Source organism: Marivirga sericea (assembly GCF_900177665.1).
GTDB classification, from domain to species: domain Bacteria; phylum Bacteroidota; class Bacteroidia; order Cytophagales; family Cyclobacteriaceae; genus Marivirga; species Marivirga sericea.
On record NZ_FXAW01000003.1, the window covers coordinates 461,246 to 472,658 of the forward strand.

Genomic DNA, 11,413 nt, shown 5'->3' on the forward strand with positions numbered 1-11,413 from the left:
AAGAATTTTTTATTTGATAAATCTCCCCTTAGCTTTGGGCTTTATTAAAATTTAAAATTTATTTTTATGAAAAAAGTATTACTAGTAGCCGTTATGGCAATCGCTTTCAACTTTGCAAAAGCACAAGATTACAAACCATTCCAATTATACTCAGGTGTGGGTTATGCAATTCCTCAAGGTGGAGGTGGGTTTTTATTTGATATCGAACCAGCATACAGAATTAATGACCAAATCTCTGTAGGGTTTAGATGGGAATTAGCTGCTATGGCAAGAGTTGTTGGTGACACAGAAGCAAGCATATCAGGTACTTCTTCATATTCTTTGAACGGAAAATATTACTTAGGCAGCAGTAGTTTCAGACCATATGTTGGTGCTGGTGTAGGTGCATTTGGTTTAGCTTCTATCTCTACCGGAGTCAATGGAGCTGGTGCTGGAGCTGAAACAAAAATTGGATTTTACCCAAGAATAGGATTTGATTGGGGACATTTCAATATCAATATTGATTACAATTTTATTCCTTCTTCAGAAGTTGATGGATTCGATACCAATGGGGATCCTGCTACATTCGATGTAGCAAATAGCTATTTAGGAATTAGAGTAGGTGCTTTCCTATTTGGAGGAAAGAAATAAAATCCTCTATCGAATATAGAAAAATGGCAAGTTCTGATGAGCTTGCCATTTTTTTTGATCAGAACATTAATAAAGCAACATGCATTCTTTTGCTATCGCTATATTCGCCTTCTCTTAGCAATATTTCTAATAATCCGTTTGCCAATAATTGCTAGTACAAAACCACTTTCCTACTCACCTTATTACCGTTATCAAAAGTAGCAGTAACAATGTAAACACCACCTTCTAAAATTGATACGTCAATAGCTTTACTGGAAAATGCAACATAGCTTAGCCCGTTCAAAACTTGCTGGCCATTAAGCGTGCTGATTGAGACTGAAATATCTTGATTAGTTTTGAAATACAACTGTCTACTTTTATTTGGATTAGGATAAACTTGAAAAACTAGCTCCTCTCCACTTTGCACCGGTAACTCTTCACTATTTCTGAAAATTCTTATTCCACCAGAGACCGTTCCCAAAATCAAGGCTGGATAATCATCGCTAAAAAGCGGAGCGAACACAATATTATTTCGCTTACCAAAATATGCATCATCGAAGCTCTGCTCCAAGTTATTGTAAATGGTTATCGAATCAAATGTACCCTCATTACTGCTAAGCTCTGAGAAAACTCTAATATTCCCACTCAAATCTGACGCAATTAGATCTTGCTCAGTATCGTTGTTGATATCCGACACATGTACACGCAAAGACGATCTAAAAAAATCATCTCCAATTTCTAAAAAGGTATTATTCTCTAACTGAAATTGGGGAGCTCTTCCAGCTCCAGTATTTTCATATAGAATCAACCCACCTGAGGATTTACCAACTAATAAATCAGGATGATTGTCTCCTACAACATCAGCAAAGTGAACTGAATAACCAAAACCAATAAATACATCCTCCACAATGATAGAGGAGTTTAAATCCAAGTCTGTATCTCCTTGAAAAATGATTCGTAATTGATTACTGTTTTGAAGTGTCCCTTGAAGCACTAAATCCTTTTTGCCATCCAAGTCTACATCAACCCATTGAATAAACATATTAGCCAAGCCCTCTTCAGATAAATTGAGATAATCATCGGTAATCAATTCGAAACTGGGGCTCTGAGGGTCGCCTATATTTTCATAGTACGCTATGGCACTAAATAACTCTTCATCAGCACCTAAATCAGTATAAGACAGAAATAAATCCAAATCACCATCCTGATCATCATCATAAAAACTAGGACTAGTCTGAGCGCCCCAATCTACCATATCATTTTGCAAAAACTCCCGAGAAACTAATTCGTACTCAGTACCCGATTTTTTATACAGCCAATTAGATTCCGAAAAATCAATAGGGCTCCCAAAATTAGCTTCGACATTCGGACTGATGATTAATTCTTCCTGCTCATCATCCGAGATATCCATAATCATAGTATTAGGATAGAAGTTAAAATTTGCTGCATTTGTTTGATTAGGAAAAGCTGCTGTAAAGCTATTAAAATCAGGCGCCTGATTAGCATTTGCAGCATTATTGAAGTAGTAAAGTTCTCTGCACTCTTCATGGCTTGAAACCAACTCCAATTTACTATCCTCATTAAAATCAAAAATCGCAAGACTTTTCCCTCCTGCATGGCGGGCATTGCTTATGATCCTTCCAAAAACATTTTGACAGTCTTCACCATCAAAAGCAAAAACGCCACAATCGCAATCCTCTACAGTACCCCAGTAGTTATCTACCAATTGAAAGGGTGTTAAATCAGGATTACCGCCATTATCAATACTCTTATTCTCATAAAAAAGGATGCGGCTCTGAATACCTGAAAAACTATAATTCAGTATATCTACATCACCGTCATTGTCAATATCTCCGATATACGGGTAATCATTAAAGTTAACCTGAAGATTTACGTCATTGCCGGAAAGGCTTTCATAACTAATGAAATTCAATACCCTCTCCCATTCTGGCAAATTCCCACTTCCTACATTTCTAAAGGCGGTAATCCCTAGATTCCCAGCTGTAAAAAGGTCCGTTCTTCCATCGTTATTATAATCTTTCAAAATAAAAAAATTCTGAATCTCAGAGGGAAAAAACTTTTCATACTGAGGAGCATATTCATATTCATTTCCATTTTTAAGAAAACAAATAATTCTAGCGGTGCTCCTATCAAATCCTGCCAAATCTTTAACTCCATCATTATTCAAATCAATCTTTCCATATTGGACACCATTTAGACCCCCTGCCCATGGGAAAGCCTTTTCTCCACTATCGGGATGAATAATAGGTGTTTCCTGCCATGGAATGAATTGATACTGGGAAAAGCTCACAAAAGAAATTCCGGAAAGAAGAAATAGAAGCAAAAATCGCATAACACAAATTTAACGTAACTTATATTTTTTCTATTATAAACAATTAGAAGCTTTTACAATTTTATAGATTTGTAAAAACCTATTAAACGATGACGCAAATAGAAAAGCTGTATAATATATATTTAGAAAGTACTGGAATATGCACTGACAGCCGAAAGTTAGAAGAAGGACATCTGTTTTTTGCTTTGAAGGGACCTAATTTTAATGGTAACACTTTTGCCAAAAAAGCCATCGATCAAGGCGCTATGGCGGTTGTAGTAGATGAAAATGAGTATCATGATGAAGATGAAAGAAATATTTTAGTGGATGATGCATTAAAAACTTTACAGCTATTAGCTACTCATCACCGACAGCAATTAAATATTCCGATCATTGGCATCACTGGATCTAATGGAAAAACAACTAGTAAGGAACTGATTCATGCCGTTTTAGAAAAAAAGTACACTGTTTTTGCTACAGAAGGCAACTTAAACAATCATATCGGAGTGCCCTTGAGCCTTCTTTCTATTAACAAAAATCACGAGATAGCCATTATCGAAATGGGGGCTAATCATATTGGCGAAATCGCTTCTTATTGCAAAATGGCTCAGCCTACTCATGGGCTGATTACCAATATTGGCAAGGCTCACATAGGAGAATTTGGAGGATTTGAAAATATCATCATCGGAAAGAGTGAACTTTTTGATTTTCTAAAGAAAAATGATGGCATTCCTTTTATTAATACTCAGGATGCTGTTTTAAAAAACATGCAGAAACGTTTTTCAAATGCCGTTACTTTTCCGGTGGAGGGCGATGATCTAGAACTCCGACCTGAAAAAGGTACAGCATTTTTGAGATATTCTACAGAAGGTTTTAGCCATATTGACACTCATCTGGTTGGTCAATTTAATTACCTTAATGTGGCTGCTGCTTTATGCATTGGTAAATATTTTGAAGTTTCCATGGAAAAAGCCATTGAAGCTACACAGGAATATATGCCTGAAAATATGCGGTCGCAAATGATCAAAACAGACAACTATACCATTCTTTTGGATGCTTATAACGCCAATCCTGATTCAATGGAATTATCTATTAAAAGCTTAAGCGCAATAGAAAACACAGAATCTGTTGTGATCTTAGGTGATATGCTAGAGTTGGGAGAATCGACCGAATTGGAACATGAAAAACTGGGCGAATTGACTGTTGATTTGGGGATTAGCAAAAGATATTATTGCGGAAAGCTCATAAAATCAGCGTCTAAATTAGATACTTTCGGAAAGTATTTCGAAACTAAAGATGAGTTAATTGAGCATTTTAAAAACAAACCTTTGAAAAAGGGGAGCACGATTCTAATTAAAGGTTCTAGAAAAAATGCTTTGGAGGAAATCGTTCCCTTCTTGGTGAATTTTGACAAATAGTAGATGAGGTAAATGAAATTTTGGATAGGATCAATGCCTTGCTTCTCAGATATGATGTAAGTAGGGTTCTCTTATAAAATAAAAATAGCCAAGAAAACGAGGTTAAGGAAAATGACAGCGCCATTTTTGAAATTTAATCAAATGCAAAACCTTAGAATCTGTGAATTTGACTATAGTTTGAGGTTTTAGATAATTTGGAAGTTTTTCTACCCCACCGCACATTTTGTAGTTTTTATACTTTTATTTTTTCTTGACAAAAAGATACTACTGCGCTTCAATCCAGCTCTCTTTTCACCCTCCTTTCCGCTTTCTTTAAGAAAGACATGCCCCCAACATCGGGATTATATTTGGTTTAGAAATTTCGGAGTGTTTGCTAAGGATACCTTAAGAGACAAGTATACTATACGGAATTAGATTAGAACACCATTCACGGAAAGGCGCAGGGGTCTACTAATTTTAACTTTCGCCCCAGATATCTTAGCAACCAGAATCAAACTATTTTACTCCAACTCCACCTTCCACATTTTTCCATTCCTACCTGCTATCAAAGCAGTTCTACTATCAATAAAAGTAGCAGTCCAAATATCTTCTTCACTTAAAACTTGCCATTTTTGTTGATCCCCTAACCAGATTTCAGCTCCTTTAGGCCCACATACTAATACAAATTCATTATTCAAAAATTCTGTAACAGCTACCCCATAAAAAGAACCAGCAGTTTGATGATCGGGAAGAGCATTCCATTTATCACCGTTATTATCCGAATAGTAGACATTTTGCAATTGCTTATCACTAATTGCTAAATCTCCGCCGGTAATCCACAATTTATCATTAGTCTTTTTTATGGCAGTTAAGCCTGCGAATTCTCCTGTCATCATAGGAGTATTTTTCACATTCCAACTTCGGCCATAGTCTGAAGTGTAAAAAACTCTGGCACTTCCATTTGCTCCGGTAGCTATCCATGCTTCTCCTTCTTCACCAGTTAAGATGTTACTTCCACTCGAGGCAAAACCACCTTCTCTTTCATTTGCTTCCGGCGCAGTGGGTATTCTTACCCAGCTTCTTCCGAAATCTGTAGTTTTAAGGATATAAGCTAAAGAGTCTATAGCATCACCATAAACCAAACCTTGTCCATTCTCCCAAAATTGCACTGCATCAATAAATCCCTTCTCCTGATTCATTTGGAAAACTTTTTTCCATCCTGCCTCTTCATGAAAATATAAAAGTTGACTTAACTTCCCCTCTCCTGCGCTTAAGACAATAGCTTCTTTTTCGCTAATTGGATGCACGTCTCTAAATTGGAGGCTATCTACCTCTGGATAGGTGAAAACTTTCCAGTCAGCTCCAGCATTGGTAGATTTCATCAATGTGGAATATGTTCCACTAGCCCACACAACACTATCACTAAAAGATTGCAAACCGATGATTAATGCATCAGTATTGGTTTTCAGCTCCGTTATTTTTGGACTTACATTCTTACTTCCACATGCTACTGTAAAAATTAATACAAAAATTATACAACTATAGTTTAACGCCTTTTTACCAGTCAAAATATTCTTCTTCATTTAATTCTACTTCTTTTTTCTCCTCTTCAGGGAGTTTTTTTCCTGTAATTATCTTCTTTAAGGTCTGCCCCTCTTCTCTTATTCTTGCCGCAACAGATTGTAGAGAACGCTTTTTATCCCAGCTAACTTCAAAATCATCCGTAGTACCGATGATTTTCAAATATAGATTAGAATTCTCCCCGCTCTCTTCAATAGCACCAAAAGCCTCATCACTATCCTGCTTTTTATAGTTTTTTAAAGGTACTAATAATCTATAATTAATTTCCTGACTGAAGGAATGAGTACCTTGTATCAAGATATCGGAAATGTTTGATTGAATGGACATCTCAGGAAGATAGATCACTTTATTCTTAATTTCAATGATATTACTTAATTGACCGAAATTTAAATGCGTGAGCTCATCTTCTCGTACATAGTCAGATAAGCTCAACATGGGCTCAAAATCATTTAGCTCTCCATCTTTTATTTTAGCATCAATGATAGCTCGGAAAGCGTCTGATTGGAAATTTAAGCCTTCATCTAGCAATATAAAGGCATTGACATCGGCATCAATTTTCCCTTTTAGATGGCGATCAGTCAAGAAATCCTGTTGAAAATTTTCAAAAGTATAAAATATGCTATCAACATTCATCCCTTTGAAATAGGCTCGTGTATTGATCATTATTTCATTTTTCTTTTTAGCATTGACTGTTCCGCTTAAGGTCATCTTCCCTCCATTGCTTTCAAGCCCTAGCTGAGGAGCTTCTAAGACTTGATTGGATAATTTAATTTTGCCGGCTATCTTCCGAGCTTCAAATCGTTTAAACTCTAGTTTAGCTATATGAGAAGTCAAATCCAGTTGCAAATTTGGGCTTAAGGCAAACTTAAAAGATTCTTCTTGCTTCTCAATTGAATTTTCAGCATTGGACAAACCTGACAACAATTCATTCAGATTTATATTCTCGCTAATCGTTTCCGCCTCGATCAATAAGGATTGATTATCTTTTAAGAAATAGGGAATTATATTGAGAAAAAATCCACTTAATTCTATATCAGAGTCTCCTATTTTCCCCTGCAAATGATTAATGGCAATATCATTTTTATTAAACATAAGTCGGCCATTTAATTCAGATATAGGCAAGGGATATTCTTCATACACCCCGCTCAAATTGCTTAGAATAATCTCTCCTGAATTATTGATGCGAGAAGCAGTGGAAGCTTGCTTAAAGTCATCAAAATAGCCCGCAATCTTCAAATTAAAATCAATCAAGCCTTCCAGCTTGCTATATTTTTCACGATTGGGGAAAAAAGTAAATAAGTCTTGAGTGGAGATTTGGCCTTTTGTAGACAGATTTATCAAGTAGTCCTCAAAATTCTTGATTCCTAAATTTGCAGTAAAGGGCTTTCCTTTCAAATTCCCTTTTAAATCTCTCAAAACCAATTGAGAAGTTATAAGACTTCGATTAGATCCATTATTGAAATTCCCATGGAAGCTTAAATTTTCAAATCTAGTATTGTATTCAGGCTGAAATAAGGAGGCATTCTCCACACCAAAATCAAAATTTATCCTAGGGCTTTCTCTGGAAGTGAGCTTTCCGATCAGACTTCCTTCAAATTGAGCACTGCCTGTGCTTTCATATGCTGATAATTGTTGTCTATAATTCTGCGGTAATAGAGAGATCAGTGTAGTGAAATCTGATTCTATTCCTTTTACATTAATATCCATCTTACTATCCAAAATCTCATAGGTTCCGGAAATCTGAAATTTATTAGCCGACAAAAGTAATTGGGATGGTAGTATTTCTACAGTTTCTGCTCCCTGAGTATAATTAAGCTTGGTTTTTACATCCACATCCTTTCCCTCAAAATAGCTGTATTCTCCAATTTTTATGGCTCTAGATTTTAACTTACCCTCCGCAATAATGTGATACACGTTACCGACTTTATTTAAACTCGCTTTAAGTTCTTGTGCATATTGTAAATAAGATTGTCTTAAGCCTTCATCTACATAATTAACTTGTACTGCTTGAATCTGTATGTTTTTCAAATTGAAATTGACCGTTTCCCCTGAGGCTCCAGTGGAGCTTTTGATAATATCATAATTTCGCTCACCTGTCCGTGTCGTACGAATAGTTACCTCTCCCCTCTTCAATATGATTTTCTCAAATGAGTAATCTCCTTTCAGGAAATCTAGCGTATTAAAAGATAAGGCGAGTTCTTCCAGTTTAGCTAAAGGTAAACTGCTTCTCTCAAGAGACTCTTCTATGAAAACATCCTGAAAGCGTAATGAAATATGAGGAAAATCCGTCCACCAATTGATATCAATTTTTCCCACCTCCACTGGAGTTTGAATAGATTTATTGATTTCAGATAGTATGTTATCTATCAATTGATCTTGATTATAATACAAATAAGCTGACCGAGCTGTAAATAGCAGGATGAAAAATAGAAAAAGATAAAGAATAAACTTCCTGATGCGCTTCAAAGTATTGCTTTTGATTGATGAACGAAAATTGTGAATAAGGGGTATAAATCCAAATTAATTTTTTTAAAGGATATAAACAGTTGATTTTCAGTTTTATAAATGAAAGTGTAAAAAAAAAGTTAAATTATTTTACAAAATCAATTTGTAAATATAAAAAGCAGTACTACATTTGCATTCCCAAAAGACAACAAAAGGTTGTAAATAAATAAAAAATATTCAATAGGGATATAGTTCAGTTGGTTTAGAGCATCCCGACTCACAAAGTCGGGAGGATCGTAGGTTCGAATCCGAACTATCAACTGCTTTTTTGATATAAATGGGAATATAGCTCAGTTGGTTTAGAGCATCCCGACTCACAAAGTCGGGAGGATCGCAGGTTCGAATCCGAACTATCAACTGGTTTTTGATATAAATGGGGATATAGCTCAGTTGGTTTAGAGCACCTGCCTTACAAGCAGGGGGTCGTAGGTTCGAATCCTACTATCCCCACCATATCATCAAAAGGTTTGCATTTCTTGCAAACCTTTTTTTGTTTTACATCATGTGCAATTTCTACATCCTATTCTCCCCATACCTCGACAAATATTACTACGGTCACACTTGCGATGAGCTTTCCGAAAGACTAAGAAAACATAACTCCAAGCACAAAGGATTTACTGGTAAAACCGATGATTGGAAATTGGTCTATTTTGAAGAATACTCTTCCAAAACTGAAGCTCAGAATCGAGAACTTCAAGTCAAGAATTGGAAAAACAGGAAACGAGTTGAAGACTTAATCAAGAAGTAAATTGCACACTTAGCCCACCAAAAACTCCTTAAACTGCTTGTAATCCACTTTCATTTTCACGCTTTTCTTCTCTTTTTGCATTAACTCTTTAGCTCCTGCTGGATAGATATCATCACTTATTATTTTGCTCACCACATCCATAAACTTGCAAGGGTGCGCTGTTTCTAGTAAAATACTTATTCCATCTGAAGCATTCAAATATTCTTTTAAAGCCAAATACCCAACTGCTCCATGAGGATCTAATAAATACTCATGCTCTCGATAGACGGTCTTCATCGCTTCCAATGTTGCTTCATCTGAAAAAGCAAAACCCTTTATCTTTTCTCTGATTTCCTTCTCATCAAATAAATCAATCATCCGCTGGAAATTACTGGGGTTTCCCACATCCATTGCATTGGAAATCGTTTGCACTGTAGGCTTAGGGTCGTAATTCCCGTCTATTAAAAACCGAGGGACAACATCATTGCTATTGGCTGCCGCAACAAACTGCCTGACAGGCAAACCCATTTTCTGAGCAATCAGACCGGCTGTAAGGTTCCCGTAGTTGCCACTAGGGACTGCAATGGTCAAAGGTTCTTTACCAAATTTTATAAATGGGGCAAAATAATAGACCATTTGCGGTAGAAAACGAGCTACATTTATAGAATTAGCAGAGCTGATATTGAGTTGCTTTCTTAAATCACTATCAAGGAATGCTTTTTTAACCAACTGCTGGCAATCATCAAAATCACCTTCCACTTCTAATGCTTTCACATTTTTATCGAATGTGGTTAGCTGCTTTTCCTGTAAATCGCTCACCTTTCCAGAAGGGTATAAAATCACCACTTCAATATTTTTAACTTTAGAAAAAGCAGAAGCAACTGCACCTCCTGTATCACCAGAGGTTGCCACCAAAATAGTGCACTTCTCTTCTGCTTCTTTGTAAAACTCCTCTAAGCACAAAGCTAAAAACGTGGCGCCTACATCTTTAAAAGCATAACTTGGCCCATGAAATAATTCAAGCGCATAGTTATCTCCTTCGATTTTTTTAATTGGTAACTCAAAAGAAAAGGTTTTTTCTACTATCTTCTTTAACTGCAAATCATCTAAATCTTCTTTTACGAAAGGTTGAAGGATGTCAAAAGCAATTTCTTGAATCGTTTTCTCTTTGATATTGTCAAAGTAGTCCTCCGGAAGTTCCGGAATGAACTCAGGCATAAACAAGCCATTATCTGAAGGCAAACCTTCTATAACGGCCTCCCTAAAGCTCTTGCTTAATCCTTTATTTTTAGTGCTGTAATATTTCATGAAGCTTCAATTGTATAAGTTCCCCTTGGATTAATTTTGGATAAATAGATATTACTATCAATCTCTAGATTAGCATAGAACTTTTTCCATCTATCCCCTACTTCTTGCGCTTGATTTTCGTCCTCACAAAAAGCAAAAATAGAGGGGCCTGAGCCAGAAATACTGCATCCTAAGGCACCAACCTCAATCGCCAGTGATTTAGCTTGCACAAATCCTGGGATAAGGTAGGAGCGAATCGGTTCGGCTATTAAATCATGCATACCTGACCTGATCCAATTGTAATTGGAAGTTGTAATACCACTAATTAAAGCGGCAATATTTCCCATTTGAGTAATTACATCCGGCAGCGCCATCTCCTTTTTCAAAATTTTCTTAGAATCAGCCGTTTTTACTTCAATCTGAGGATGAGCCACTACTATTTGTACATCTTTTGGAAAAGGGATACTCAATATTTCCAGTGGGTGATAACTTTTGATGATACAAAAGCCCCCCATTAAAGCTGCTGCGACATTATCTGCATGGGCTTTACCGGAAGTTGCTTTCTCTCCTAACATGGCAAACGCTACCAGTTCCAAAGTAGAAAAAGGGTTATCCATTAATTCATTAACAGCAAATGCAGTAGCTGCAGCTGTACAGCCACTGGAGCCCAATCCGCTCCCTGGCTTCACTTCCTTTTCAATTCTAATACTCAAACCAAGTTTTACTTCTAATTGGTTGAGCATAGCTTTCGCCACTATTCCTGCAATATTTTCATCTGGGCTTAAAGGTAAATCCGGATAATCTGGAATTGGATGAATAATGATTTCATCAGAATCCAGCAGCTCCATTTCTAGATATTCTCCCACACCTTCCAATGCTAATCCTATGATATCATAACCAGGACCAACATTGGCGATAGTAGCAGGAGCAAATACTTTTATTTTTTTCATCTTGTTCGACATTTTGGTTTATTTC

8 protein-coding genes and 1 tRNA gene are annotated in these 11,413 nt (G+C 36.4%); 4 read left to right on the forward strand and 5 right to left on the reverse strand.

From position 1 onward, the window contains the following. Positions 1 to 66 precede the first annotated feature (66 nt). Positions 67 to 630 carry a porin family protein gene (locus B9Y84_RS09665; protein WP_085516880.1) on the forward strand — a complete coding sequence of 188 codons (564 nt, stop codon included), beginning with the start codon at positions 67 to 69 and terminating at the stop codon, positions 628 to 630. A 151-nt stretch (positions 631 to 781) separates the two neighbouring features. Here B9Y84_RS09665 and B9Y84_RS09670 read toward each other — a convergent pair whose 3' ends face one another. Then, on the reverse strand, positions 782 to 2,962 hold the full coding sequence (locus B9Y84_RS09670) for an FG-GAP-like repeat-containing protein (protein WP_085516881.1): 2,181 nt from the start codon (positions 2,960 to 2,962) through the stop codon (positions 782 to 784). Positions 2,963 to 3,051: 89 nt separating this feature from the next. On the opposite strand from B9Y84_RS09670, the gene B9Y84_RS09675 reads away from it, so the two are divergent. Then, positions 3,052 to 4,359, forward strand: coding sequence for a UDP-N-acetylmuramoyl-tripeptide--D-alanyl-D-alanine ligase (locus B9Y84_RS09675; RefSeq protein WP_085516882.1), 1,308 nt, complete (start codon positions 3,052 to 3,054; stop codon positions 4,357 to 4,359). 500 nt (positions 4,360 to 4,859) lie between these two features. Here B9Y84_RS09675 and B9Y84_RS09680 read toward each other — a convergent pair whose 3' ends face one another. Together B9Y84_RS09680 and B9Y84_RS09685 are read right to left on the reverse strand one after the other, a co-directional pair. Beyond that, on the reverse strand, positions 4,860 to 5,921 hold the full coding sequence (locus B9Y84_RS09680) for a beta propeller repeat protein (protein ID WP_085516883.1): 1,062 nt from the start codon (positions 5,919 to 5,921) through the stop codon (positions 4,860 to 4,862). Next, the gene (locus B9Y84_RS09685) at positions 5,896 to 8,289 is read right to left on the reverse strand and encodes a DUF3971 domain-containing protein (RefSeq protein WP_139827997.1); all 2,394 of its coding nucleotides are present in this window, start codon (positions 8,287 to 8,289) and stop codon (positions 5,896 to 5,898) included. Before B9Y84_RS09685 ends, B9Y84_RS09680 begins: the two co-directional genes overlap by 26 nt. A gap of 510 nt (positions 8,290 to 8,799) precedes the next feature. Between B9Y84_RS09685 and B9Y84_RS09695 the strand changes: the two genes are divergently transcribed. Together B9Y84_RS09695 and B9Y84_RS09700 are read left to right on the forward strand one after the other, a co-directional pair. Then, positions 8,800 to 8,877 (forward strand) — tRNA-Val (locus tag B9Y84_RS09695). A gap of 49 nt (positions 8,878 to 8,926) precedes the next feature. Continuing rightward, a complete protein-coding gene (locus tag B9Y84_RS09700) occupies positions 8,927 to 9,172 on the forward strand; it encodes a GIY-YIG nuclease family protein (RefSeq protein ID WP_085516885.1) in 246 nt (81 codons plus the stop codon). Positions 9,173 to 9,181: 9 nt separating this feature from the next. Here the strand turns inward: B9Y84_RS09700 and thrC are convergent, their stop codons facing one another. Both thrC and B9Y84_RS09710 read right to left on the reverse strand, forming a co-directional pair. Beyond that, a complete protein-coding gene (gene thrC / locus B9Y84_RS09705; protein WP_085516886.1) occupies positions 9,182 to 10,459 on the reverse strand; it encodes a threonine synthase in 1,278 nt (425 codons plus the stop codon). Beyond that, positions 10,456 to 11,388, reverse strand: coding sequence for a homoserine kinase (locus tag B9Y84_RS09710; protein WP_085516887.1), 933 nt, complete (start codon positions 11,386 to 11,388; stop codon positions 10,456 to 10,458). Before B9Y84_RS09710 ends, thrC begins: the two co-directional genes overlap by 4 nt. Between the last annotated feature and the right edge of the window lie 25 nt (positions 11,389 to 11,413).

Coding starts and splice junctions, on each gene's coding strand:
- B9Y84_RS09665 (WP_085516880.1), top strand. CDS start 67: ATGAAAAAAGTATTACTAGTAGCCGTTATGGCAATCGCTTTCAACTTT.
- B9Y84_RS09670 (WP_085516881.1), bottom strand. CDS start 2,962: ATGCGATTTTTGCTTCTATTTCTTCTTTCCGGAATTTCTTTTGTGAGC.
- B9Y84_RS09675 (WP_085516882.1), top strand. CDS start 3,052: ATGACGCAAATAGAAAAGCTGTATAATATATATTTAGAAAGTACTGGA.
- B9Y84_RS09680 (WP_085516883.1), bottom strand. CDS start 5,921: ATGAAGAAGAATATTTTGACTGGTAAAAAGGCGTTAAACTATAGTTGT.
- B9Y84_RS09700 (WP_085516885.1), top strand. CDS start 8,927: ATGTGCAATTTCTACATCCTATTCTCCCCATACCTCGACAAATATTAC.
- thrC (WP_085516886.1), bottom strand. CDS start 10,459: ATGAAATATTACAGCACTAAAAATAAAGGATTAAGCAAGAGCTTTAGG.
- B9Y84_RS09710 (WP_085516887.1), bottom strand. CDS start 11,388: ATGAAAAAAATAAAAGTATTTGCTCCTGCTACTATCGCCAATGTTGGT.